This window comes from Haloterrigena alkaliphila, assembly GCF_017352155.2.
GTDB classification, from domain to species: domain Archaea; phylum Halobacteriota; class Halobacteria; order Halobacteriales; family Natrialbaceae; genus Haloterrigena; species Haloterrigena alkaliphila.
Map to the genome: position 1 here is coordinate 3,336,051 of NZ_CP071462.1, position 25,313 is coordinate 3,361,363.

Genomic DNA, 25,313 nt, shown 5'->3' on the forward strand with positions numbered 1-25,313 from the left:
CGTTCAGGCGATCTGTTCCTCGTACTCCTCGGGCGACAGCAGGTTCTCGAGTTCGCTCGCGTCGTCGGCGTCGATCTCGAGCATCCAGCCGTCGCCGAAGGGGTCCTCGTTGACGAGTTCGGGCGCGTCGAACAGGGCCTCGTTGATCGCGACGACCTCGCCGCTGACCGGCGCGTAGAGGTCGGAGACGGCCTTGATCGACTCGATGACGCCGAACTGTTCTTCCTGCGTCAGCGAGTCGCCCTCGTCGGGGAGTTCGACGAAGACCACGTCGCCGAGTTCGTCCTGTGCGAAGTCCGTGATCCCCACGCGGACGGTGCCGTCGTCCTCGAGGGCCCACTCGTGCGATTCCAGATAGCGTCGGTCGTCGGGGATGTCGAAGCTCATGCTTATACGGTATCGATGAACGGTGTCGTCTCGACTCGTGCTTTCTTGGACTGGCCGCGAACGATCACCTGCAGCGTCGTCCCCGGTTCGGCGTACTCGACGGGAACGTAGCCCAGTCCGATCGGTTTGCCCAGCGAGGGACTCATCGTCCCGCTGGTGACGGTGCCGATCACTCGGGTTTCGGTGTTGGTGATGTCGTAGCCGTGTCGCGGGACGCCGCGGTCGATCAACTGGAAGCCGACCAGTTCTTCCTCGACGCCCTCCTCGCGGACGCGCGCCAAGGCCTCCCGACCGACGAACTCGGTCTCGAGGTCGACGGTGAAGCCGATACCGGCCTCGTAGGGCGTCCGCGGATTCGACTCGCGGTCGAAATCCTGCCCGGCCAGCAACAGGCCGGCTTCGATCCGGAGGGTGTCGCGGGCGCCGAGTCCGCAGGGCTGGCAGTCGAACTGCGACCAGATGTCCTCGGCTGCCGACCACGGGACGATCAGTTCGAAGCCGTCCTCGCCGGTGTAGCCGGTCCGGGCCGTCCAGCACTCGACGCCGTCGACCGTCGCGTACTGGGCCTCGAACCGGGCCAGCTCGGCGACGTCCTCGTCGATGACGTCGTCGACCAGCGCGGCGGCGTTCGGCCCCTGCACGGCGAGCATGGCGTACTCGTCGGTTCTGTTGTCGACGGTCGCCTCGAGGTCCCACTCGTTGCGGTAGGTGATCCAGCGCTCGTGAGTCGACTCGTCGGCGCCCGCGTTGGGGACGAAGAGGTAAGTCGCCTCGCCGTCCTCGTCGGCCGCGCCCTCGTCGGATTCGTTGGGCAGTCGGTAGACGACCGTGTCGTCGATGACGATTCCCTCCTCGTCGGTGATCGCGGCGTATTGGGAGTCGCCCACGTGGAGCCGACTCACGTCGTTCGACGTCAGCCGCTGCATCAACTCGGTCGCGTCCGGCCCGGTAACGTGGATCTGTCCCATGTGTGAGACGTCGAAGACGCCGACGTCCTCGCGGACGGCCGCGTGTTCCGTCCGGATCGAATCGAACTCGACCGGCATGTCCCAGCCGCCAAACTCCGTGAACTTCGCGCCACGCTCGTCGTGGAGCCCACGTAACGGCGGCGTCTGAAGCGGCATATCCGACTGATTCACCTGCGGCATAGTAATGTCTTTTCGTCGGTCGACAGGCGGCTCCGGGTCGTCCGGTGACAGTCGTGGCTCACGAGTGGTGTCGTACGCCCTGCGCCGGAGCTCTTTCCGTCGTTCCTGCACCACTTCCTTGGGACTGTGCGTGGAACCGGGAGAGACATGGGTTCGTACGAACTCGACAATCATCGGTGAACAGATCGGCGTCGCGGCCTCTACCGTCCGAAACCGCATCAACAAGATGGAAGACGCGGGAATCATCCGCGGCTATCATCCCGAGATCGACTACGACGAAGCGGGGTATCCGCTCCACTACCTGTTTATGTGCTACGCGTCGACCGACGAGCGAACCGACCTCGTCGAACACGTTCTCGAGACCGTCCCGGGCGTCGTTCGTATCAACGAACTGTTCGACGCCGAGATCAACGTGGTCGTCGAAGTGATCGCGGCGGACGCGGAGACCCTGGACGCGACCAACGAGCAACTGAAAGCGTGCGGTCTCGAGGTCAAGCGCGGTGAGATATACAAGACGACCCACGTTCAGCCCTACGATCACTTCGGGACGGACCTCGAGGAGCAACTCGAGTCGAAGTGACAGCCTCTCGTTGTGCGGATTCGTTCGACCCACTCCAACCAAACGTCAGAAAATCTGCACCACATCGCTATTCGAACGAGGTATCGGAAACGAACCCGCAAACTTATGGCGGGTGAATTCCCTCGAAGTATCACGTACGTGGGCTCCGCGGATCGACTCTGCGAGTGGGGAACCGTACGGGGGCTAGAAATGCAGACACAGAAAATCGACACTGACGAGTTGTTCGCGATCGTTGCCGACTCCCGGCGGCGATCCATTCTCCGATATCTCCGGCAAAGCGGACCGACCACGATCGATTCACTGAGCGACCACCTCAGTGGCGAACCCACGTCGGACGACGAAGCTGTCACTCCCACCGCACTCCACCATACGCATCTCCCTCGGCTCGAAGCGGCGGGATTGCTCGCCTACGATTCGACCACCGGCCGGATCGAGCCCGGTGATCTGTCCGACCGACGGCTGACTACCCTCCTCGAGACCGGAGCCGAATCTCGGTGAGTCCGCGCATGGGTACTCGATTCACTACGTGGCTCTCCTGTCCGGCGTGTGACGGTGACGGCGAGGTAAGCGTCCTCGCACACGGCACGGACGTCGTTCTCGAGTGCTACGGGTGCGGAAAGACGGCTGAATTCACGATCGGCGACGACACGCCGTTTCAAAATCTCCGTCCGGGTCTCGAGACCAGGCTGGACGGCTCTCCGACCGAGTAACCCTCCACCCGACTTCCGTTCACCGGTGTGATCGTCGACGATAGCGCCGGTCTCTACGCCGCTTCCGGTGGCCACTGAACCACTACTCTCGTCGCACGTCTCGTATCGGCTCAACCGCGAATATCTTCCACTCCCTCGAGCGAACGGACCGGCGTTACCACCCCGATTTGCAGTCGAGTGGCCGTCGATTCGTCGCGACGCGGTGTAAGTGAATGCGGTTACAAACTGCTCGCGCTATCGCACCCGGTTGCCGAAAGTATATGCCTTAAAATAACGACACAACGAGTTAGGATGAGCGTCCAGAAACTCGAGCCTGCGGCCGACTGGAACCAGCTGTACATCGACGGCGAGTGGCGCGACGCCGCGAGCGGCGAGACGATCGCGGTCGAGAACCCGGCGAAACAGGAACCCTTTACCGAGGTGCCGGCGGCGACGGAAGACGACGTCGACGCCGCCTACGAGGCCGCCGAGGCGGCCCAACCCGAGTGGGCGGCCCGCCCCCGCGAGGAGCGCGACGAGACCGTCGGGAACTTGCTCGAGGAGATCAACGACAACTTCGCGGAGATCACCGGGCTGCTGGCGACCGAGGTCGGCACGCCGGGCTTTCGTGCACTGGGCGAGTTCGGCACGGCGACCGGCGACGTGGAGATGGCGCTGGACCTCGAGCCACCCGAAGAGGAGGTCCGCCCCTCCACGTCGATCGACGGGAAGGACAACCACATCGTCCACGAGCCCGTGGGCGTCGTCGGGATCATCTCGCCGTGGAACTTCCCGTTCCACCTCTCCCTGCGCGCGCTCGCACCCGCCATCGCGCTGGGCAACACCGTCGTCCTCAAGCCGGCGACGGACACGCCGATCACCGGCGGCCTGCTCATCGCGAAGCTCTGCGAGGCGGCCGGCGTCCCCGACGGCGTCGTCAACGTCGTCACCGGCCGTGGGTCGGAGATCGGCGACCGGATGACCGGCCACCCGATCCCGCGCGTCATCTCCTTTACCGGCTCGACGGGCGTCGGCAAGGGCGTCGCGAAGAACGCCGGCGAGAGCCTCGCGCTGCCGGCGCTGGAACTCGGCGGCAACGCGCCCTTCGTCGTCACCGACGAGGCCGACCTCGAGCAGGCCGCCCGCGCCGGCGCGTTCGGGTCCTTCTTCCACCAGGGACAGGTCTGCATCTCGATCAACCGCCATCTGGTCCACGAGGACCTGTACGACGAGTACGTCGACCTGCTGGTCGACCACGCCGAGTCGCTGAACGCGGGCGATCCCTCTGAGGACGAGAACGTCACCTTCGGCCCCGTTCAGAACGAGACCCAACGCGACGACATCGTCGGCTTCGCCGAGGAGTCGATCGAGGCCGGCGCGACCCTCGAGACGGGCGGCGAGGCCGACGGCCTGTTCGTCGAGCCGACGGTCCTCTCGGACTGTACGAACGACATGCCGACGGCCTGCAACGAGCACTTCGGTCCCGTCGCGCCCGTGATCCCCTTCTCGGACGACGACGAGGCGATCGAACTGGCCAACGACACCGAGTATGGCCTCTCGGCGTCGGTCTTCTGCGAGGACGAGGATCGAGCCCGCGACCTGGCCGACCGCATCGAGGCCGGGATGGTCCACATCAACGACCAGCCGATCAACGAGGATCACAACGCGCCCTTCGGCGGCGTCAAGGACTCGGGTCTCGGCCGCTACCACGGCGAGTGGATCGTCCGGGAACTCACCGAACCGAAGTGGATCTCCGTCCAGAACGAGGACCGGGACTACATCGTCTTCGAGTGATCCGGTCGTCCGGCGGCCGGCCTTGATCTCCCCTTGCTGACCGCTCTCGTCGGGGAGCGGGCCGTTCCGAGACTCGATCGGGAGTTGCTCGAGTCGACGAGTTCCTCGAGTCGACGACACGAGATAGTTCGTCGCCGACGACCAGAACGGGAACAGCCTTATCTCCGTCAGTCAACTGAACACAGTTATGAATGATCGGGAGCCAGCGGCGCTTATTCCAGCGGCCGTGAACACGCTTCCGATCAACTTCGCAATCCTCGACGACGAAGGGACGATCCTGTATACGAATCGCGCGTGGCAGGAGTTCGGCGAAGCGAACGACATCGAACTTCGAGCAGATACGATCGGAACCAACTATCTGACGATCACCAGACAGGCGGAGACGGAGACGGCACAAACGGCTGCCGCCGGGTTATCCGAGATTCTAACGGGCGAACGAGAGCTCTTCGAGTTCGAATATCCGTGTCACTCTCCCGACGATCAACGGTGGTTTCTCATGCGGGCAGCATCGTTCACGACCAGCGGCCAGCGATACGTCGCCGTTGCCCATTTCGACATCACCGATCGGTACACGTACGAGCGTCGGTTGGAGGAGTCCAACGAGCGCCTCCAGCAGTTCGCCTACGTCGCCTCCCACGACCTGCAAGAGCCGTTACGGATGGTCACGAGCTACCTCCAACTGCTCGAGCGTCGGTACAGCGATGACCTCGACGACGACGCCACAGAGTTCATCGAGTTCGCGGTCGACGGCGCCGACCGCATGCGCGAGATGATCGACGGGCTGCTTAGGTACTCCAGAGTCGAAACGCAGGGGCAATCCTTCGACTCGGTCGATCTCGAGGCGGTGCTGGACGATGTGTTGGCGGATCTCCGTCTCCGGATCGACGAAACCGATGCCGAAATCACTGCCGAATCGCTCCCGACTGTCAGCGGTGACGCCAGCCAACTCCGCCAACTCTTCCAGAACCTGCTGGACAACGCGCTCCAGTACAGCGGCGAGCAGAACCCCCGCGTGTCAATCTCCGCAACGCGTGACGAGGACGAGTGGCTAATTTCGGTCAGTGACACGGGGATCGGTATCGATCAAGACGATACGGACCGGGTGTTCGAGGTGTTCCAGCGACTCCACAGCCACGAGGAGTACGACGGCACGGGCATCGGCCTCGCACTCTGCCGACGAATCATCGAGCGCCACGAGGGCGAGATCTGGGTCGACTCCGAACCTGGTGAGGGATCGACGTTTTCGTTTACGCTTCCAGCACCCGAAACGTGAACGAATGAGCCGATCAGTAGGCCCACCACCATTTTGCCCTGCGCTCCCTCGCTGGCGCTCGGTCGCTCGGCAAAATGGTGATTAACAGCACTCCTCCCTCCCCTGGCTCGCGGCGTTGCCGCTCGCCGTACCGCGGCGCTTCGCGCCGCGCTTTCCGGGTCGGTCGTCGGCCCGCTCGCTCACTCCGTTCGCTCGCGGTCGCAACGGTAACGCCTCCGCCTGTACTGAGCGTGCGCTCCACATCGAAGGCTGAATAACGTATACGTATTACTAACACATATCACCAATCGCTGTATCGATAGATTTAAATTAGCCTCGATATCGATGATCGAAATGGTGGGGTCAGCCCCCGACGCTGATATCGTGCGATCGCGTGGCATCAATGCGGTGCCTCTATCCGGAAACCACTCGATTCGTGCGAATTCAGCGCTGTCGTCCGAAACAAGGACCAGTACGGGGTCACGGTCGTGAGGCAATCACCCTCAGAAACCATGTAACTGCTGGTAGCGTACGAGTGACGTGGTATGAGGTCCGCTGGTAACCACAGTCGACATTGTCAACCACTGTAGTTTGGGATCATCTTTAACAGCTGATATGGTAACTAATTCTGTATGTCGGGTACGTTGGGAGATGCTATCGGGGAGTGTACTACGGTGTATACTGCTACTGGTGACCGGATCGATATGCCAGTGTGGATTCTGAATGCAGAGTTACAGGACGTTTCGCTCGAGGACAACGGAGACGGAATTGCATATCGTATCGAAGAGGACACTGAGAGGACGGAAATCGTGCTTGATGAAACCGAGCGGGGGATCACTGTGTCGGTGGAAACGCAAAGTGGCGATGGGGATACCGATGTCGAGCGAGTGAACGAGTGGTATTTCGATTTCATTGGAATTGCGGTCCGCCGCCTGTACGAGGAGTGCGGTGTGGGCGTGAAGGGGCTCTCATTCGGGTTGACGGCTGAAGATTTTGATCCGTGTCCAAACGAAATCACGTAGAACGCTCGTGGTAGCGATCATCGAGCAAGTGTGATCTCCGCTAACGGTCAGTATCGGAGAAGAAATAAGCGAAATGCTGTCAAATTGAGAGGGGGAACTATCCTTCCCTCTGGACGCAATCCAGATGGTATACAGCAATGCCGCTGTCGCTTCCCTCGCTTGCTGTATACAACCGTTTTCCCTCAATCTCCCGTCCACACTCATCACACGTCATCAGCATCACTACTCGATCAGACTATTAAACGCCGTTGTGACCACAGGAGTAGTCACAGCAGCGCTGTTCTACGCGAACTTCTCGTGATATGTACCTGTCGTTCGATACAGGTAACGCAGACATCGCTTGCAGAGAGAGCCCCCATCCATTTTCGGTATAATCCTCTTCAACGCGCCGCAAGAAAACTGAATATGGGCGATTCACCGCTCGATGATGTCGATCGGAGTATCCTTCATCATCTTCAAGAGAACGCTCGCAACACTGTCACGGACATCGCTACCGAAGTTGGGGTGTCGGGTAACACCGTCAGGAATCGAATGGAAGAACTCGAGAAGAACGGCATCATCAGAGGGTACAGCGTCGATATCGATTACAAGGAAGCGGGTCTCGATCTCCATTTCGCCTTTACGTGTACTGCCCCTATCAGTAAGCGCGAAGATCTGGCACGGGACATTCTCGCGATTCCGGGTGTGATCGAAGTTCGGGAGTTCATGACCGGTCAAGAGAACATCTATCTCGAGGCGTTAGGGACAGATGCGGAAGATATCACACGAATCGCGCACGAGATCGACGAGTTGGGAGCGGAAATCCATATTGAAAGACTGATTCGAAACGATTTCAGCAATCCCTTTGACCCGTTTAGGCCATCCGATGAGTGATTGTCTACCAGATAATGTATTAACTATTCTTATCTCGAAAACTTCAAAATCCGGGGATTGGTTGTCGATAGTCGGAACTCTAGCCCCCAAATTTTTACCCATTCGAGAAGTAGGTGTGATGAATTCAGCCTGCAGACCGCTATTAGGTGACATATGAGTGACACAGATGAGATTCGTAATTTAGAGGAGGACGTGATCGTCAAGAGAGGGGGAGAATACGATCATGCGACGGACGGTCGTGTGACGGTTACTGGAATTTGGCAAGGTGTCCGGCAAGTCGATCGTGCGCGGAATACGAACGATACCGGCGTTATCATCGTTCGATACACAACGAATCAGCATGAAGAGGTAGTCGAGGAGGATGAGCGTATAGAGACGCTCGACGAGTTTCTTGTTGCGATTGAATGACGCGTTCTAATTCGTCTCTACGAGACGCAATCCGGTGAGAAGACGGTAATACCCACCCAATACGGTGTTCAATTCGCATCTGTAGTTACCGAACCTCCCGATTCGATTTCGAGTATATTTCTGAATGACGAAGTCGTGCCTCTCTCTCCTGTTATCTGTAATTCCCGTGAACGCCGCGTTCAGTACATGTGAACGCTATCGCTCGGCTGGCACTAATCTGCCGCATTCAGGTCAAGAACTGGGGGCTGAATAGAGGACGTTCAGCAGATCGGTACGAGCAGATGTGCGTACCATTTGCGAGTTCACGGACTGCGGACGGCTGGGAGCGTAAATGAGAAGGTCGCACCCTCGCCGGGTTCGGAGTCGACCCAGATCTCGCCGCCGTGGCGCTCGACGATCCGCTCGCACAGTGCGAGACCGATGCCCGTTCCGTCGTACTCGTCCTGACTGTGAAGGCTTCGGAACACCTCGAACACCCGGTCGGCCTGCTCCGGGTCGATGCCGATCCCCTCGTCACTGACGGCGATCACCCACTCGTCGCCCCGGCGTTCTGCGGAGACGTGCACTCGCGGCGGGTCGTCGCCGCTGTACTCGATCGCGTTGTCCAGTAGATTCTGAAAGAGCTGGCGGAGTTGCCCGGCGTCGCCCATGACGCGGGGGAGCCCGTCGGCAGTGATCTCGGCATCGTGTTCCTCGATTTTCACCTGGAGATCCTGGTGGACGTCCGCGAATACGGCGTCGAGGTCGGTCGCCTCGAGGGCATCACCGCGCGTATCGACACGGGAGTACTGGAGGAGCCCGTCGATCATCGAGCGCATGCGGTCGGCGCCGTCGACCGCGAACTCGAGGAACTCCTCGCCATCTTCGTCGAGGGAATCGGCGTACCGGTCTTCGATGAGCTGGAGGTAGGACGAGACCATCCGCAGGGGCTCCTGCAGGTCGTGGGAAGCAGCGTAGGCGAACTGTTCGAGGCGTTCGTTGGACTCCTCGAGTTTGTCGACCAGCTTCTCTAACCGTCGCTCGCGCTCCCTGCGTTCGGTGATGTCCTGGGCGGCCCCGCGGAACGAAACAACCTCGCCGTCGACGGTCTCTGGAACGCCTTGCAGTCGCAGCCAGCGCACATCGCCGCTGGCTGCCGTCCGAAGACGAACCTCAACGTCGAAGGACTCACCGGACTCGAGCGCGTTCTCGACGGCTTCTTCGACGATCGGCTGATCGTCCTCGTGGTACATGGCGAGGGCGTCCTCGAGCGGCGGCTCCTCGTCAGCATCCACCTCCAGCAGCTCGAAGATGTGGTCGGTCCAGAACACGTCCTGCGTCTCCACGTCGATCTCCCAGCCGCCAACGTCTGCGATGCGCTCGGTCTTCTCGAGCAAGTCCAGTGCTCGCTCGAGTTCTCGTTCGCGATTTTTCTGCTCGGTGATGTCGCTTGCCATCCCGATCCATTCGACGATCTCTCCGTCGTCATCCAGCATCGGTACCGCACGCGAGAACGTCCAGCCCAGGCTTCCATCGACCTGCTCTACCTGGTGTTCCAGCTCGAAGGTGCTCTTGGTCCGGATCGCTTCGTCGATGGCCGCCGTGACGCGATCCTGATCGTCCGGGTGAATGTATTTGTCGAGCCACTCGCTGGTCGATTCGCGCGTATCGGGGATGAAGTCCTGGCCTTCGAGCTGTTGCATTTCGCTCCAATCGGGACTCATGCGATACACCACATCCGAGCTCGCGGTGACCAGCGCTCGGAATCGCTCCTCGCTCTTCTGAAGCGCCTCCTCGACCTCCTTGCGCTCGGTGATATCGCGCGTCGTTCCGGCGATGGCTTCGACGTCCCCCTCGTCGTCGAGTACCGGTGCGAAGATGTAGTCGTAGATTCGGCGACCGAGTTCGGCGTGTTCGAACGCCACCTCGCCGCGGATCGGTTCTTTCGTCTCCACGACTTGGTCGATCTCGCGTTCGTGCATCTCCGCGTGCCACGGCTCGTAGCCGAGTTCCAGCAGGGTCTTTCCGATGGACTCGTCGAGGGTTTGCCCCCACATCTCCAGCAGTGCCTCGTTGGCGAATATGAAGCGGTAGTCGAGGTCGAACGCGTAGACGAGGTCGGGAGTACTGGAGATGATCGTCTCGTAGAGCCGTCGCTCCTGCTCGGATTCGACGGTCGCTCTCGTCAGCTCTGTCGCCCCCTCCTCACGCTCGGTGTGTGCCGTATTTGCGGCCGACTCCGCATTTTCGACGGCGTACGCGATCGTGACTCCGACCTCCGCGAGCGATTCGCGCTCGACCGCGCCAAATCCTTGCGATCGGTCGGTGGCCAGATGTAACACTCCGTACAGCGTCTCTTCGTAAACGAGGGGGACGGCCGCGCAGGTTTTGTCCTCGTGGTTGCGGAACTGGTTACGGTACGCCTCGGGCGTCGAGTCGTCACCGAGTTGCTGTCCGACCGTGAGCTCCCGTGTGCGCACTGCCTCTTTTGTCAGTTCCACGCGGGGTGACTCCTCGGTGATTGTGGGTCCATCGAGCGTCTCCGCTGCAATCCCGGCGGAGGCTGTCGGAATCACTTCCTCGGTCGCTGACTCGTAACGACCGATCCACGCGAAGGAGTACAACTCCGATGCTGCGAACCGCTCACAGGTGCGTTGTCGTATCTCGTCTTCGGTGATGGTCGGAATCAACGCTCGAGTGACCTCACCGATCACCTCGTTTACAGAGTGGTTCACACCGCGACTCATTGATACCGATATATTCTGGAATCGGTTTACCGCTGTCGATTTCTGAAGTTGAATTTACGACCGGACTGCAGCAGCCTTTGGGCCGTCGTTCTGCTGGTGGTCGCTCCTCCAGCTCCCGGTTAGCGACCGCGCTCTTCGATCCGCAGGGTGTACGAACCGCTGCCGGCGTTCGCGTGGATCTGGAGTCGCAGGTCTTCGTCGCCCGTCAACTCGAGTTCGATCGCTTCGCTGGCGCTCGAGCCGGTCGCGGACTCGTGGCTGTCCCACCGGCTGGGCGAACTGCCGTCGACGTTGACGTAGAGGTCGAAGTCGGCGTCCGCGGGGCCCTCGAGCGTGATCGTCGCCGAGCAGGGATCGCTGGTCCGGAGCGCGTACCGGTACCGATCGCTCTCGCCCCACCAGCCGCCCGCGAGGGAGCCGTCGGCGCTCGCGGTGACGGTCTCGTCGCCGCACTCGCCGGTCGGCTCGTCCTCACCGGATTCCTCCGGGTAGGGATCCGTCTCGACGGCCGCGGCCGCATCGACCCGGCCGGCGCCCTGCGCGGTCGACTCGAGACCGAGGTCGGTGGCCGTCGTCGTGAGGTGCGCCCGGAGGTCGGCGGGGGTGAGGTCGGGATGGGCCGACAGCGCGAGCCCGGCCACGCCGGCGACGACCGGGGCCGCCATCGACGTGCCGGACAGCCGGGCGTAGCCGTCCCAGGGGACCGCCGAGACGAGTCCCGTACCCGGTGCGGCGATGTCGATCTCCGACCCGGTGTTGGAGAACGAGGCCAGCGCGTCCCCGTTCAGGGCCGAGACGGCGAGGACGTCCTCGTACGCGGCGGGATAGGCGACGCCGTCGTCGGCGCCCTGGTTGCCCGCGGCACCGACGAGCACCACCCCGCGCTCGAGGGCGTACTCGCAGGCGGTCCGCAGCGTCCTGAAGCCGTTCGCGCCGCCCAGCGAGAGGTTGATGACGTCGGCGCCGGCGTCGGCGGCCCACTGGATCCCGTCGGCGATGTCCGAGAGCGATCCCTCGCCGCTCTCGTCGAGTGCGCGAACGGAGAGCAGCGAGCAGTTACTGATCCCGGCCGATCCGCGGCCGTTGTCCGTCTTCGCGGCGGCGATTCCGGCGACGTGCGTGCCGTGTTGTTCGTCCTCGCTCGTCGGATACGGATCGCTGCCCGTGCCCGCGAGGTTCTCGCCGACGCGGTCGTCGACGACGCCCTCGAGGTCGGGGTGATCGTACTGGACGCCCTGATCGACGGTGGCGATGAGGACGTCATCGCTGCCGAGCGTGGTCTCCCAGGCGGTCTCGCAGCCGATCGCCTGCGGGGCGTTCTGGGCCTCGTAGTAGGAGTCGTCGGGTTCGACGAACGACTGGAGGGTCGCGTTCCGCTCGACGTACTCGACGTGGGGGGAGTTTCTGATCGCGTCGACGAACTGCTTGCGGGCGTGGGCGGGGACGTCCGAGGGGACGGCGACGGTCGCGTAGCTGATCGCCTCGTTGGTGTGGACGACCTCGACGTGGCCGGGGACCGCCGCGCGGGCCTCGCCCGGCAGGTCGGCGACCGTCGGCGAGATGCCGACGATCAGTTCGTCCGTCTTCGGACCCGGCTCGCGGCCGGGTGACGCGCTGGCGACGCCGGTCGAACCGACGAGTCCGCCCGCGACCAGGGCTCCGGCGCCGGAGAGGAATCGCCGCCGATCGTACGTATCGTTCGTCGTCTCGTCTCGGGGACCGTTCTGAGGCATGGGGTGACAGTCATCATTACCTGAAATTAGTAAACTCTTATCGAACTGTGGAACATTTATTCAGAATGATATCGGAAGAGTTCCGACCGAATAAAACCGGGTGCGCTGATAAGGAGTGAACGTGTACAGGCAGTCGGTTAGGTGGCCCGTCTAACCGGGAACAACTACTCGGCCGTTGGCGTCGTGTCGGCGTCGGTCGCCCGTGACGGCGAGGACGACGGGCGCGTCCGCGGTCTCGGTCGTCGCGTCACTCGCCGGCGCGGTCGCCGGCGGTCGCTCGAGTTCGGGTGGTCGGACTGGTGGCTCTGATCGACGACGGCGATACGCACGGAACTCCGTCCCGACCAGAGAGACCGTTATTCGAGTTCGTTGCCGTTTCGGCCCGCCGATCCGATTTCGCGGTCGCCTCGTTCCGATCCGTCACACCTATCTCGCGGCCCCAAAAACGATACTGCATGTTCGACCGCGTTCGCGCTCGTCTCGTCCGCCTCGTCGGTCCGGACCCCGAGACGGAGCCGACGGTGGGGCTGTTCGTCGACGGGCCGAACGTCTTCCGCGACGAGTTCGACGTCGACCTGAACGATCTCCGGGACGCCGCGCGCGAGCTGGGCCGGGTCGGCGTCATCCGGCTCTACCTCGACGAACACGCCACCCCCGGGCTCATTCAGGCCGCCGAGGCACGCGGCTTCGAGGTGATCGTCACCAGCGGCGACGTCGACGTCAAACTCGCCGTCGACGCGACCGCGTTAGCCGGCGACGGGACCATCGACCGACTGGCCGTCGCCTCCCGAGATACCGACTTCAAGCCCGTCCTCGAGTACGCGGGCACCGTCGGCGTCGAGACGATCGCGATCGCCCCCGGCTCCCACGGTCGCTCGGACGCGCTCCAGAACGCGGCCGACGAGGCGATCACGCTGGGCTCCTGACGTCCCAGACCACGGACGCACGCGACGACGAGTCGGCGGCCGCCACCCTTGCGAGTCACTCCCACACGCTTAATCGCCCCTGTCTCGTTGATGGCTCCATGAATCACAGAACCCGCTCGACGCCCGCGAGAGGTAGGCGCGTGCGCTCGAACCGACTCCGGGATCTCGAGGACCGACTCGCAAATACCGAGCGACGCATCGAGCGACTGGAGAACACGCTGAAAGGCGTCGTCAGGGAGTTCGAAGACGTCTCGATCGGCGGGCCGTGCAAGTGCGGCGAGAGCCTGTTGATCGTTCGCCATCGGACGATCTACTGCCCGAGCTGTCGGTATCGACGGACGATATAACCCCGGCGGTCGCGCGGGTCTCGCTCGCGGCCGCCTCGTGACTCGAGTCAGACGTCGGAAGTCGGAGAGTTTTCCCGCGTGGCCCGCCCACTGGCGCGTATGATCGACGACGAGACGCCGGTGCTGGACGACCACCTCCACCTGGATCCGGACAACCACCGCGGTATCGACGCCGTCCGCGACTTCGCCCACCTCGGCGGCACCCACCTCCTCGTCGTGAACAAGCCCTCGTGGCACCTCGGAGTCGAAGCCGAGACGGGCGAGGACTTCCGAGCGGTCTTCGAGCGGACCATCGAAATCGTCGAGGAGGCCTCGAGCGAACTCGACGGTCGCGCGTGGCCCGTGCTGGGCGTCCACCCGGGACTGATCTCGCGGCTCGTCGACGACCGCGGCTTCGCGCCCGAGGAGGCGCGCGACCTCATGCAGGCGGGAATCGACGTCGCCGCGGAGTACGTCGAATCGGGTGAGGCGCTGGCGCTGAAGTCGGGACGGCCCCACTACGAGGTCGACGACGCCGTCTGGGACGCCTCGAACGCGGTCATGCGCCGGGCCTTCGAGCACGGTGCGGACCTCGACTGCGCGGTACAACTGCACGCCGAGGCCAGCGAGGACATGACCGAGGTGGCGGAGTGGGCCGAGGCGGCCGGACTCCCCGCACACAGGGTAGTCAAACACTACGCGAGCGGTCGTCTCGAGGGACCGACCCCGAGCGTCATGAGCGAGAAAGACCGCCTCGAGACGGCCGCCGAGCGGGGCGAGCCGTTCCTGATGGAGACCGACTACGTCGACGATCCGGACCGTCCCGGCGCCGTACTGGGACCCAAGACGGTCCCGCGGCGGGTCCGGTGGCTGCTCGAGAACGGCCGCGACGAGGCGGTCCGCATCGCCCACGTCGAGACGCCCGAGCGCGTGTACGGAATCGACACGGAAGGGACCCTCGAGCGTGCCTAAAGCTGCCGTTTCGCTCGAGTAAGATCGGCATAGAGTAGAGAAAGGCATTTCAAGCGGCCGGTGTAGGTGACTGTATGAGCAATCCCCCGACCGAGTTCTACTCGGAGGAACGCTGGCAGAACTGGATCGACCGCATCAAAGACGAGGATATCGATCCGGAGGACGAATCGTCGGCGCGACTCCTGCTCAACCTGCAGGACGACACGGCGATCGCCATCGCGAAGATCGTCGCCGCCTACGACGACGGGGAACTCGAGCAGGAGGAGGCGCTCGCGGAGATCAACGACGTGCGCGAGATCGTGCTCGGCGAGGTCGACATCGAGGACGAGGAGAAACTGATCCTCGTCGACGGCGTCCAGACGAGTCTCGTCTGCGTCTTCTTCGCCGCCGAGGAGTTCATCGCGGGCGGCCCGCCGGAGGAGGGCAGCGTCGGCGACTACCTCGGCGCCGCGGCCGACGCCGAGGCCGAGGATGACCTCGATGCCGCGCTGGGCTACGCCGCGCAGGCGGGAACGCTCATCATCGACGGCGAGAAACTCGACATGGCCGTCGCCGAGGACCTCGAGTACGGGCTGGTCACGGAGTGGATCAACGGACTCGATAGCCTCCAGAGCGCGATGAGCGATCCCGAAGTCGTCGAAGAGGACGAGGACTGACGCCCGCCCCGGCGGCCCGCCGTTCGGGTCGCCGTGCGGACTGCGTCCGCCGAGTAGGAGTGGCTATCGGGGGTCCGAACCCGCGACTGCGATCCGAGACGGGTTCTCGAGGACGACGAACGACGCCGAACCGGCAGGTGCCCGCTCGTCGCAGGTGCCGACAGACGTTTCCGCTCCCCCAAACGGTTTAACGCTCCTAATTATATCTAATTACACCACATGAGCGATAACTTCCCCGACTACGTCGACGTCGACTACGACGACGGTGACGGCGAAGATCCCGAGGACTATCCCCACATTCAGGACAAGATCGAGAAGGCCATCGAGGTCACCCGCGAGGGCTTAGAGGAGTACGAGAACCCGGCCGTGATGTGGACCGGCGGCAAGGACTCGACGCTCACGCTGTACTTCATCAAGGAGGTCGCCGACCGCTTCGATCTCGAGGTACCGCCCGCGGTCTTCATCGACCACTACCAGCACTTCGACGAGATCCACGACTTCGTCGACCACTGGGCCGACGAGTGGGACCTCGAGGTCATCTACGCGCGCAACGAGGACGTCGGCGACTACGTCGACGAGCACGGGTTCGAGCCCGGCGACGAGATCGAGATCGACGAGCTCTCCGAGCACAACCAGCACCACGTCGAGAACATCCTCGAGTACGAGGAGGACACGTTCCCGTTCCTGCTGGACACCTACGTCGGCAACCACCTGCTGAAGACGGTCGCGCTCAACGACGCGCTCGAGGAGTACGACATCGACGGCGTCATTAGCGGCGTCCGCTGGGACGAACAGGAGGCCCGCGCCGACGAGACGTTCTTCTCGCCGCGCCACGATCCCGACATCTACCCGCCCCACGACCGCATCCAGCCCATTCTGCAGTTCGACGAGGCCGCGGTCTGGGAGGCCTTCTGGAACTTCGTGGTGCCGGACACGGTCGAGAACTTCCCCGAGGAGGGCTACGTGCCCCAGTCCGACGACGACCTCCCCGAGGGCGTCGAACAGGAGGACGTCCCGATTTCGCCGAAGTACTTCGCCGGCTTCCGCTCGCTGGGCAGCGAAGTCAGCACCGAGAAGAGCGACGAGGACCCCGCGTGGCTGCAGGACCTCGAGGGAACGACCGAGCGCGCGGGCCGCGCCCAGGACAAGGAGGACCTGATGGAGCGCCTGCGCGATCTCGGCTACATGTAGGCCGCGCGTCGATCGCGTTCGAATCCCGCCGCGGTTTTTCGTCACTGTCCCGCCCTCGAGCGGTCGCGCCGTCGCGCTCGAGGCGTTCGTCCGCGTCGGTCACCGCGTCGCGCGGTACTGCCCGTACAGGACGCCGATCCCGAGCATGATCGCGCCGAAGACGATCATCGACGGGGCGACCATCATCAGCACGGTCTCGGTCGTCATCATGGGTGCGGCGATCAGTCCGCCGACGCCGACGACGATCACGGCGACGAATGCGACTGCGGTCGTCAGTTCGTTGAACTCCATACGCGAGGGTTAGGAGAGGGGTCCCTAATGGTCTCGGGAATCGGCAGCCCGTTTGCGATCGTGGAACCGAGCGTCGGTACGATGAATCCGGTATTCTGACTCGAGCAGAAAACGCGAAACTGGTATGTTCGATTCGTTCACGCCATCTGCGCATGGAACACTTTCAGCATCCGCGAGCGACGTGAGCGGTTCACCGACAGCGAGGCCGAAGGCCGAGCCGTCGGCCTTTTTCATCGAAGTCCGCGAGAGCGTCGCTCTCGCGGGCCCATCAGAAATCTTCGATTTCTGAGGACGTTTTTGCGCCCAGCGAGGGACGCTCCGCGTCCCTCGAGCCGTGTGAGCGGACTCCGTCCGCGAACAGAGAGTGGTTCGCCGTGGCGAACCCGAGGCGGAAAAAGTTCGTTCTCTGTACTGAACAGCAACTACACGTACGAAAGGACCGACGCTTCGATTGGAGCGGCGGGTGAAACGAAGCGACCTGCTATCGTGGTAACGGTGAGTCGCCACGCCCTCCCCAGCCGATTCGCTCGCTCCGTCGTCGCTCGCTCATCCCTCGCGCAGTTCCGTCGGAGCCCCTCGCTATCGCTCGGTCCTCCGCCAGCGCGCGCCACTGTATGCCGGTTCCTCGACCGAGCGTGGTCCGTTCTCAGCCCATACCGAACCCGAGTTCCACGGATCGTTCTGAACGGAGAATCCTTGTGACGATCTACTGGAAAAGCGTGGCGGCCGCGTTCGGATCGTTACTCCGACGGACGAACCAGGTTCGCCAATGCGACGACGATGCCGAGGAACCAGCCAAGCGGGATCGAGATGCCGAGCCACATCGCGGCGTAGGCGGCTCCCTCGAGCTGGTAGTTCGAGCGCAGGAACTCGTTGACGCCGCCGACGGTCAGGACGTTGTCGAGCGCCCACGCGGCGAACTCGTAGCTGGGCTCGAGGATGTAAGGATGCAGCGACGGCGTCACCAGCGCGGCGACGACCGGCGGGAGGAACAGCGCCGTCATCGCTAGCGGGTACGCGAAGACGACCGTCACGGCTCGGCCGCCCTTCTTGGTGCACGCCGCGGCGAGTGCGGTCGACAGCGTCGCGACGCCGCTGGCTGCGGCGACCGCGAGGACCGAGTTCAGGGGGATGTCGACCTGTTCCATGTACGACATCGCCCCCCAGGCGAGCGTCAGCAGGCCCCAGCCGAGCAGCGCGGTGCCGGTGACGCCGACGATGCCGAGGCGGGTGCGCGTCGAGTCGAGTTTCGCCGCGTAGAAGCGGGTCGCGAGTCCGACGACGGTGAGTGGGTAGAGGAGCAGCAGGCCGAAGAGACCGAGGATACTCCAGGTGTGGTAGCCGATCGTCTGGGGGAGGGTCTCGGGCTTCCACTTTCCCATGACGGAGTGGCCGCGGCCACGCTGGCGTGGAAAGACGAGTTCCATCCACGCACCGTGTAACCGCTGTACGTCGGCCTTGACCGCGCCGACGAACCCACCGCCGCCACGTTGTCGTGAGCGGGTGGACATACGCGAGCCAAAAAGCCGGGGTACCGTAAACTTTCCTGCTTTTCATCTTTCGATTACACTATCCAATCTTGACATAATACGGCGATCGAAACCGATCACTCCCTTTGTCTCCGGCCGCAAACGGTTCCCACTCCGTCGTATTCGAGAAAAGAGCGTCCGCGTTCGAACGCGGAGACGGATCGTCACCGGGGCAACGAGACGCGATCAGTTCCAGGGGGCGAAGTCCGGGTCGACCTCGCGGTTCGTCTCGTCGATACTATCGATCTTGTCGACGTCTTCTCGGTCGAGTTCGAGGGTCAGCGACTCCCAGTTGTCGCTGATGTGGTCCTCGCCGGTCGCCTTCGGGATGGTGGTGACGCCCTTCTCGCGAGCCCAGGCGAGGCTGATCTGCGCCTCGCTGACGCCGTGCTTCTCGGCAACCTCCTGAATCTCGGGCTGGTTGAACACCTCGCCGCGGGCGATCGGCGAGTAGGCGACGACCTCGACGCCGGCGTTCTCGCAGGCCTCGCGCAGGTCGGGCTGGGGAAGCAGCGGGTGGAGTTCGACCTGATTGGCCAGGATCGGCGCGTCGCAGATATCGACTGCCTCCTGAACCTGCTCGGGGAGGAAGTTGCTGATCCCGACGTTCTCGATCAGCCCCTCGTCGTACAGCTCCGAAAAGGCCGACAGGGTCTCCTCGCCGTCGTACTCCCCGGCCGGCCAGTGGACGTACAGCAGGTCGACGTAGTCGACGCCGAGCCGATCGATGCTCTCGCGGGCCGTCTCGAGGACGTCCTCGCGCGCGAGATTCGAGATCCAGATCTTGGTCGCGAGGAAGACCTCCTCGCGGTCGACGTCGGCCGCGGCGATCCCCTCGCCGACGGCTTCCTCGTTGTCGTAGGCCTGCGCGGTATCGATGTGTCGGTACCCCGTCTCGAGGGCCGTCCGGACGCTCTCGGCGCACTGCTCGGGGTCGTCGTTCTGCCACGTTCCGAGTCCGAGCATCGGCATGCCGCTGGCGGTCGGACACGTTCCCGGCGCCACTGATTCGGCGTCTTGCGTTCCCATGTGCGATTCGTGGGCCAGCGAGCGAAAATGGGTTTGGGTTGCGGTGACCGGTTCGGGTTCCGGAACCGTCCCGCGATCCCGTTTCAGGGTAGCGGTGTCGCTATCGGTCGACGTCGTTCGGCGATTATTCGTACAGGTGCTCCCACGGCCGTTCGCGCTCGAGCGCCGCGCTCACCGCGAGCACGTCGTCGTCGCCGAAGCGCCGGCCGACGATCTGGAGGCCGACCGGGTGTCCTCGTTCCGTGAGGCCTGCGGGTGCCGAGGCGACCGGATGCCCGGTCCAGTTGAACGGCCACGTCAGGGGCCAGTCCCACGCGCTGGACGAGAGCTCCTCGTGCAGGCCGACGTCGCCCCGGGAGAGCGTCGGCGTCACGAGAGCGTCGTAGTCGGCGAGGACGTCCTGTACGGCGTCGTAGAAGCCCGTCCGAACGACCCCGGAGCGAGCGAGGTCCTCGGGGCCGGACCCCTCGCCGATATGGATCATCGCGAGCAGGCTGTCGGAGACCTCGTCGGGATGATCGCGCAGGTCGATCCCGTGGGCCTCCTCGACGATCGTCGCGGTCTCGAGGATCGACGTCATGTACGTCGCCATCGTCGCCTCCTGCAGTTCTTCCAGCGAGTAGCCGTGGTCGAGTTCGATCTCGTCGACGGTCGCCCCCGCGGCCTCGAACGCGCCGACGGCGTCGTCGACGACCGCTCGCACCTCGTCCGCGACCGGGAAGACGTCGAGGTCCGGACTGTAGGCGATCCGGTAGTCCTCGATCGGTCGCTCGACGGCCGCCCGGTAGTCGATCTCGACGGGGACGCTCGAGGGATCGGCCGGATGCGGGCCGGCCATCGCCTCGAGCATGAGGGCGGCGTCCGCGACCGTTCGGGTCATCGGCCCCGTCGTGACGTGCTGGGTCTTCCGACCGAAGGCGCTCGGCCGACCGTCGTCGGGCACCAGTCCGAACGTCGGCTTGAAACCGTAGACGCCGCAGGCGGCGGCGGGAATCCGCAGGGAGCCGCCCGCGTCGCTGCCCGTCGCGATCGGCGCCATCCTCCCGCCGAGTGCCGCAGCGGACCCCCCGGAAGAGCCGCCGGCGTTGAGGTCGATGTCGATCGGCGACGCCGTCGCGCCGACGAGTTCGTTGTCGGTGGTCCCCTTGTGGCCGAACTCGGGCGTGTTCGTCTTCCCGATCACGATCGCACCCGCCGCTTCCAACCGCTCGACGACGGCCGCCGTCTCCTCGGCGACGTTGTCCGCGAAGAGCGCTGAGCCGTATGTGTGCCTGACACCTTCTTTGAGACTACCGAGATCCTTCAGGGCCACCGGGACGCCGTGGAGCGGTCCGAGATCCTCGCCGCCCTCGGTCGGTTCGCCCGCCTCGAGCGCGCGGTCGGCCTCGGCGGCGGCCTCGAGCGCCGCCTCGCTACAGACCGTGACGAAGGCGTTGATCTCGTCGTCGACGGCCTCGATTCGATCGAGGTGTGCCTCGACGGCCGCGGTCGCCGTGACGTCGCCGTTTCTGATCCGTGTCGCGAGTTCGGTCGCCGACAGTCGCGTGAGGTCCGACTCGTGGGACATACCGGTAGCACGAGGCCGACTGTGTTATATGTTATCAAGAACTGCGGCGACCGGCGGACTCGAGCGGGTCTCCCGGCGTCCGTCTACTGGTACTACTGTGCGTCCCAGCGGCCGAGCCTGTGAACGCTCGTCTCGCCCGGTCGCGGCGAGGGGTTCGGCGACCAACGGTTACCAGACCAGCCACTCGAGGGCGACGACGACGGCCGCCAGAAAGACGTGCTCGCCGTCGACGACGAAGCCGTAGAACAGCGGCCCGCGGTCGGGGGTCGCGAAGGGGATGTAGCCCGCGACGTAGGCGTTCATCGCCAGCAGCGCGAGGAACGCGCTCGAGAGGTCGGTGGCGGCGACGACGGCGACCACGGCCGCGGCGATGAACGCGTTCGCGGCCTGCGAGTAACGCCTGGTGGCGGCCGGCCCTAGACGGTTGGGGACGGTCGGGATCCCCTCCTCGAGGTCGCCCTCGATGTCCTTGACGTCGAAGATCACGGCCGCGACGGTGATCATCGCCGTCACGTAGCCGGCCATCGCGAGGATCTCGAGGCGCCACGGTTGCCCGTAGTAGTAGCCCGCGCCGAGCGGGAGCAGTCCCCAGGCGACCCCGACGAAGCAGTTCTTCACGAGGAAGACCTCCTTGACTCCGCCCACCGAGTACAGGAGTGCGACGACCAGCGGCAGGAAGAGGTAGATCGCCCCCGGGAGCCCCAGCGCGACCGCGACGGCGATGGCGGCGACGTACAGCGCGACGCCGAGGACCAGCAGGAGCCAGCCGTAGCGTCTGGTGAACGACGCCCGCTTCGGGACGTTCGCCTCGTCCTCCTCGAGGTCGGTGAAGCGGTTGACCGTGTAGACGAACAGCGTCGCCGCGAAGACGATGAACAGTGGAATGGGCTCGACCGGAAGGTCCGCGAGGAGGACCGTCGTGACGACCACGCTCGTCGTGGCCAGCGAGATGAAGAGGTTGCTGTGGACGAGCACGCGAAGGGCGGACTCCAGCGACGAGAGCCACCGTCGGGTCCGCTGTGTTGCGATCGAGTTACTCACGGGGACTCGGCCTCAGTCGTGGGAATGAGTCGGGGAGGAAGACGCTTGAATGCTGTGTTGGTCCCTGTCGAGCCCCGTCTCGAGTACCGGAGTGACTGCTTCCAGCGGCTGAAACCGTTGGGTTTCGACGTCCCGCTCTTTCTTCGAAGAGCGAATCCAGCCCTTCACGCCGGTGCGGATGTCACCGTATAAGTAGCGGGGTTGACTAGAGCCGGTATGACCGAAATCTCGTTGACGCCGACCCGTCGTCGGGCGTTGACCGCACTGGTCAACGAGTTCCAGCGAACCGACGGGCCCGTCAGGGCCAAGACCGTCGCGGCCGAACTCGGCCTCGAGACCGAGAGTTTCCGCCGACAGATGGCGAACCTGCGCGACCTCGACCTGGTCGAAGGCGTCCGCGGGCCGAAGGGGGGCTACCGACCGACCGAGGCCGCCTACTCGGTCCTCGACCGGGAACCGATCGGCGACCCCGAAACGGGCGTGCTGGCCCGCGACTTCGAGCGCATCGACGCCATCGTCGACGACGTTCGGTTCACGAACGTCCACCACCCGGAGCTGTGCCGCGCACAGATCCAGTTTCAGCAGTCGGTACAGGAGTTCGGCGAGGGCGACGCGGTCGCCATCGGCATCTCGCCCGGCACGGAGCTGCTCCTCGCGGGCGTGATCGACGCCGTCCAGTCGACCGACAACGTGTTGATCGTCGACGTCGCTCGACTCGAGACGCCGGAGTCGGACCGCTGACCGACGAGACCGACGTCGACAGCCGCTCGAGGCGCCGTTCTCGTTGCCAGCCACTCGAATTGGGAAATCGGGCACTCGAGCAGACGATTCGGGCTCGAGTTCGAACGTGTGGGAAACTCTTGCCGATACCTAGTTGAAGACCTACACAAAGTAGCCGTCTGGAAACACGTTCGCCGCGGACGGCCCCGATGGAGTTCCCGGTCATCGATCGATTTCGCGTCGCGAGTGGAAACTAACAGGATTTAAGCAAGGTCGGAACGCCCGTTCGAATGGCTATGAAACTGCACGAGTACCAGGCGAAGCAAGTCTTCGCCGACGCCGGCATCCCGACGCCGGCGTCTCAACTCGCCTCCGACGTCGACGGCGCGGTCGCCGCGGCCGAGGAGATCGGGTATCCAGTCGCGATCAAAGCGCAGGTACAGGTCGGCGGCCGCGGGAAGGCCGGCGGGATCAAACTCGTCGACAGCGAGGACGAAGCGCGCGAGGCGGCCGACGAGATTCTGGGGATGGATCTCAAGGGCTACCACGTCGATCGCGTGCTCGTCGAGGAAGCGGTCGACTTCACCAACGAGCTCTACGTGGGGATCACGATGGACCGCGGCGAGGGGAAACCCGTCGCGATGGTCTCGACCAAGGGCGGCGTCAACATCGAGGAGGTCGCCGAGGAGGACCCCGACGCCATCGCGCGCGAGCACATCGACCCCTCCTTCGGGATGCACGCCTACCAGGCCCGGAAGGCCGTCTACGACGCGGGCGTCGACCAGTCGGTCGCCCGCGACGTCTCGAGCGTTCTCACCACGCTCTATCAGCTCTGGGACGACCGAGACGGCGCCGACGCCGAGATCAACCCGCTGATGGTCACCAGCGACGACGAGGTCATCGCGGCCGACGCCGTGATGAACATCGACGAGGACGCGCTGTTCCGCCAGCCCGAACTGGCCGAGATGGAAGAAGAGGCCGCGGGCGGCGACGAACTCGAGCAGAAGGCCGACGAGTACGACTTCGACTACGTCCGCCTCGAGGGCAACGTCGGTATCATCGGTAACGGGGCGGGCCTCGTCATGACGACGCTGGACCTCGTCGACCACTACGGCGGCGAACCCGCGAACTTCCTGGACGTCGGCGGCGGCGCGAAAGCCGAGCGCATCGCGAACGCGCTCGACATGGTGTTCTCCGACGACAACGTCGATTCGGTCGTCTTCAACATCTTCGGCGGCATCACCCGCGGCGACGAGGTCGCCAAGGGGATCAACGAGGCGCTCGAGCAGTTCGACGAGATTCCCAAGCCGGTCGTCGTCCGACTGGCCGGGACCAACTGGGAGGAAGGCATGGAGATTCTCAACGAGGACCTCGTGACGGTCGAACAGACCCTCGAGGACGCGGTCCAGCGTGCCGTCGAGTACGCTGCGGAGGTGAACGAATAATGAGCGTTCTAGTCGACGACGACACGCGCGTCGTGGTACAGGGCATCACGGGCGGGGAAGGCAAGTTCCACGCCCAGCAGATGATGGAGTACGGCACCAACGTCGTGGCCGGCGCGGTCCCCGGCAAGGGCGGTCAGGAGGTCGAGGGCGTCCCCGTCTACGACACGGTCCACGAGGCCGTCGCGGAGGAGAACGCCGACACCTCGGTCATCTTCGTCCCGCCGGCCTTCGCCGGCGACGCCGTCTTCGAGTCGCTCGATTCGGATCTCGATCTGGCGGTCGCCATCACGGAGGGCATCCCGACCCAGGACATGGCCCGGGTCAACAAGCGACTCTCCGAGACCGACACGCGACTCATCGGTCCGAACTGTCCGGGCCTCATCACGCCCGGCGAAGCCAAACTCGGCATCCTTCCCGGAAACATCTTCGCGGAGGGCAACGTCGGGCTGGTCTCGCGCTCGGGGACCCTGACCTACCAGGTCGTCGACAGCCTGACGAACCGCGGTATCGGGCAGACGACCGCCATCGGTATCGGCGGCGACCCGATCATCGGCACCGACTTCGTCGACGCCCTCGAGCTGTTCGAGGACGATCCCGACACCGACGCCATCGTCATGTGCGGCGAGATCGGCGGCGAAGACGAGGAGGAAGCGGCCGCGTTCATCGACGACTACGTCGACACGCCGGTCGCCGGCTTCATCGCCGGCCGCACCGCACCGCCGGGCAAGCGCATGGGCCACGCCGGCGCCATCGTCTCCGGCTCCGGTACCGGTACCGCCGAGAGCAAGATCAGCGCCCTCAACGACGCGGGCGTCCCCGTCGGCGACACGCCCGAGGAGGTCGCCGACCAGATCGAAGAGTTCCTCGCGTAGCGACCGGACGGCACTCGAGTCGATCGTCGTCTTGCCGCCCGCTCGAACGACGAACGGCGACTCGAGGAGGACCGTCTTCCCGAACCGTTTTTTCGAAGCGCTACTCCAGACCGGTCCCGCGCAGCCTCCGGCAACA

The 25,313-nt window shown here is 64.1% G+C and carries 25 protein-coding genes; 16 read left to right on the top strand and 9 right to left on the bottom strand.

Going from position 1 to position 25,313, the window contains the following annotated elements:
- Positions 1–3 precede the first annotated feature (3 nt).
- Positions 4–387 (bottom strand): glycine cleavage system protein GcvH, encoded by a 384-nt coding sequence (gcvH, locus tag J0X25_RS35160; protein ID WP_207288525.1) that lies wholly within the window; start codon positions 385–387, stop codon positions 4–6.
- Positions 388–389: 2 nt separating this feature from the next.
- The gene (gene gcvT, locus J0X25_RS35165) at positions 390–1,511 is read right to left on the bottom strand and encodes a glycine cleavage system aminomethyltransferase GcvT (protein WP_207288526.1); all 1,122 of its coding nucleotides are present in this window, start codon (positions 1,509–1,511) and stop codon (positions 390–392) included.
- Between the two features lie 154 nt (positions 1,512–1,665).
- Between gcvT and J0X25_RS35170 the strand changes: the two genes are divergently transcribed.
- The 8 genes from J0X25_RS35170 (at position 1,666) to J0X25_RS35200 (ending at position 8,153) form a co-directional block, all read left to right on the top strand.
- Positions 1,666–2,115 carry an Lrp/AsnC family transcriptional regulator gene (locus tag J0X25_RS35170; protein ID WP_207288527.1) on the top strand — a complete coding sequence of 150 codons (450 nt, stop codon included), beginning with the start codon at positions 1,666–1,668 and terminating at the stop codon, positions 2,113–2,115.
- A gap of 189 nt (positions 2,116–2,304) precedes the next feature.
- Positions 2,305–2,613, top strand: a complete 309-nt coding sequence (locus tag J0X25_RS40030; RefSeq protein WP_425600921.1) for a DUF7344 domain-containing protein — start codon at positions 2,305–2,307, stop codon at positions 2,611–2,613.
- A gap of 8 nt (positions 2,614–2,621) precedes the next feature.
- Positions 2,622–2,825, top strand: coding sequence for a hypothetical protein (locus J0X25_RS35175; protein WP_226776972.1), 204 nt, complete (start codon positions 2,622–2,624; stop codon positions 2,823–2,825).
- 291 nt (positions 2,826–3,116) lie between these two features.
- Entirely contained in the window at positions 3,117–4,598 is a 1,482-nt protein-coding gene (locus tag J0X25_RS35180) for an aldehyde dehydrogenase family protein (RefSeq protein ID WP_207288528.1), read from the top strand.
- A 187-nt stretch (positions 4,599–4,785) separates the two neighbouring features.
- Positions 4,786–5,871 (top strand): PAS domain-containing sensor histidine kinase, encoded by a 1,086-nt coding sequence (locus tag J0X25_RS35185; RefSeq protein WP_207288529.1) that lies wholly within the window; start codon positions 4,786–4,788, stop codon positions 5,869–5,871.
- Between the two features lie 611 nt (positions 5,872–6,482).
- Positions 6,483–6,872 (top strand): hypothetical protein, encoded by a 390-nt coding sequence (locus tag J0X25_RS35190; RefSeq protein WP_207288530.1) that lies wholly within the window; start codon positions 6,483–6,485, stop codon positions 6,870–6,872.
- A gap of 405 nt (positions 6,873–7,277) precedes the next feature.
- A complete protein-coding gene (locus tag J0X25_RS35195; RefSeq protein ID WP_207288531.1) occupies positions 7,278–7,745 on the top strand; it encodes an Lrp/AsnC family transcriptional regulator in 468 nt (155 codons plus the stop codon).
- A 153-nt stretch (positions 7,746–7,898) separates the two neighbouring features.
- Entirely contained in the window at positions 7,899–8,153 is a 255-nt protein-coding gene (locus J0X25_RS35200) for a hypothetical protein (protein WP_207288532.1), read from the top strand.
- Between the two features lie 302 nt (positions 8,154–8,455).
- Here the strand turns inward: J0X25_RS35200 and J0X25_RS35205 are convergent, their stop codons facing one another.
- Entirely contained in the window at positions 8,456–10,879 is a 2,424-nt protein-coding gene (locus J0X25_RS35205; RefSeq protein ID WP_225896684.1) for a PAS domain-containing protein, read from the bottom strand.
- Positions 10,880–10,998: 119 nt separating this feature from the next.
- Positions 10,999–12,612 (bottom strand): S8 family serine peptidase, encoded by a 1,614-nt coding sequence (locus J0X25_RS35210; RefSeq protein ID WP_207288534.1) that lies wholly within the window; start codon positions 12,610–12,612, stop codon positions 10,999–11,001.
- Positions 12,613–13,067: 455 nt separating this feature from the next.
- Between J0X25_RS35210 and J0X25_RS35215 the strand changes: the two genes are divergently transcribed.
- The 5 genes from J0X25_RS35215 to J0X25_RS35235 all read left to right on the top strand — a co-directional run bounded on the left by J0X25_RS35215 (position 13,068) and on the right by J0X25_RS35235 (position 16,683).
- Positions 13,068–13,538 carry an NYN domain-containing protein gene (locus J0X25_RS35215; RefSeq protein ID WP_207288535.1) on the top strand — a complete coding sequence of 157 codons (471 nt, stop codon included), beginning with the start codon at positions 13,068–13,070 and terminating at the stop codon, positions 13,536–13,538.
- Between the two features lie 98 nt (positions 13,539–13,636).
- On the top strand, positions 13,637–13,885 hold the full coding sequence (locus J0X25_RS35220) for a hypothetical protein (RefSeq protein WP_207288536.1): 249 nt from the start codon (positions 13,637–13,639) through the stop codon (positions 13,883–13,885).
- Positions 13,886–13,984: 99 nt separating this feature from the next.
- Complete coding sequence (locus J0X25_RS35225) at positions 13,985–14,836, top strand: TatD family hydrolase (RefSeq protein WP_207288537.1); 852 nt, start codon at positions 13,985–13,987, stop codon at positions 14,834–14,836.
- Between the two features lie 74 nt (positions 14,837–14,910).
- Positions 14,911–15,492 carry a DUF2150 family protein gene (locus J0X25_RS35230; RefSeq protein ID WP_207288538.1) on the top strand — a complete coding sequence of 194 codons (582 nt, stop codon included), beginning with the start codon at positions 14,911–14,913 and terminating at the stop codon, positions 15,490–15,492.
- 219 nt (positions 15,493–15,711) lie between these two features.
- Positions 15,712–16,683 (top strand): phosphoadenosine phosphosulfate reductase family protein, encoded by a 972-nt coding sequence (locus tag J0X25_RS35235; protein WP_207288539.1) that lies wholly within the window; start codon positions 15,712–15,714, stop codon positions 16,681–16,683.
- Between the two features lie 99 nt (positions 16,684–16,782).
- Here the strand turns inward: J0X25_RS35235 and J0X25_RS35240 are convergent, their stop codons facing one another.
- The 5 genes from J0X25_RS35240 to J0X25_RS35260 all read right to left on the bottom strand — a co-directional run bounded on the left by J0X25_RS35240 (position 16,783) and on the right by J0X25_RS35260 (position 22,140).
- On the bottom strand, positions 16,783–16,974 hold the full coding sequence (locus tag J0X25_RS35240) for a DUF7333 family protein (RefSeq protein WP_207288540.1): 192 nt from the start codon (positions 16,972–16,974) through the stop codon (positions 16,783–16,785).
- Positions 16,975–17,714: 740 nt separating this feature from the next.
- Complete coding sequence (locus J0X25_RS35245; protein ID WP_207288541.1) at positions 17,715–18,485, bottom strand: hypothetical protein; 771 nt, start codon at positions 18,483–18,485, stop codon at positions 17,715–17,717.
- A 204-nt stretch (positions 18,486–18,689) separates the two neighbouring features.
- Positions 18,690–19,532 carry an aldo/keto reductase gene (locus tag J0X25_RS35250; RefSeq protein WP_207288542.1) on the bottom strand — a complete coding sequence of 281 codons (843 nt, stop codon included), beginning with the start codon at positions 19,530–19,532 and terminating at the stop codon, positions 18,690–18,692.
- Positions 19,533–19,656: 124 nt separating this feature from the next.
- On the bottom strand, positions 19,657–21,099 hold the full coding sequence (locus J0X25_RS35255) for an amidase (RefSeq protein WP_207288543.1): 1,443 nt from the start codon (positions 21,097–21,099) through the stop codon (positions 19,657–19,659).
- A 168-nt stretch (positions 21,100–21,267) separates the two neighbouring features.
- Positions 21,268–22,140, bottom strand: a complete 873-nt coding sequence (locus J0X25_RS35260) for a UbiA family prenyltransferase (RefSeq protein ID WP_207288544.1) — start codon at positions 22,138–22,140, stop codon at positions 21,268–21,270.
- Positions 22,141–22,356: 216 nt separating this feature from the next.
- On the opposite strand from J0X25_RS35260, the gene J0X25_RS35265 reads away from it, so the two are divergent.
- The 3 genes from J0X25_RS35265 to sucD all read left to right on the top strand — a co-directional run bounded on the left by J0X25_RS35265 (position 22,357) and on the right by sucD (position 25,177).
- Positions 22,357–22,881, top strand: a complete 525-nt coding sequence (locus J0X25_RS35265) for an Rrf2 family transcriptional regulator (protein WP_207288545.1) — start codon at positions 22,357–22,359, stop codon at positions 22,879–22,881.
- A 275-nt stretch (positions 22,882–23,156) separates the two neighbouring features.
- Positions 23,157–24,305 carry an ADP-forming succinate--CoA ligase subunit beta gene (gene sucC, locus J0X25_RS35270; protein ID WP_207288546.1) on the top strand — a complete coding sequence of 383 codons (1,149 nt, stop codon included), beginning with the start codon at positions 23,157–23,159 and terminating at the stop codon, positions 24,303–24,305.
- Positions 24,305–25,177 (top strand): succinate--CoA ligase subunit alpha, encoded by an 873-nt coding sequence (sucD, locus tag J0X25_RS35275; protein WP_207288547.1) that lies wholly within the window; start codon positions 24,305–24,307, stop codon positions 25,175–25,177. The genes sucC and sucD overlap by 1 nt, the downstream gene beginning before the upstream one ends.
- The last annotated feature ends 136 nt before the right edge of the window (positions 25,178–25,313 follow it).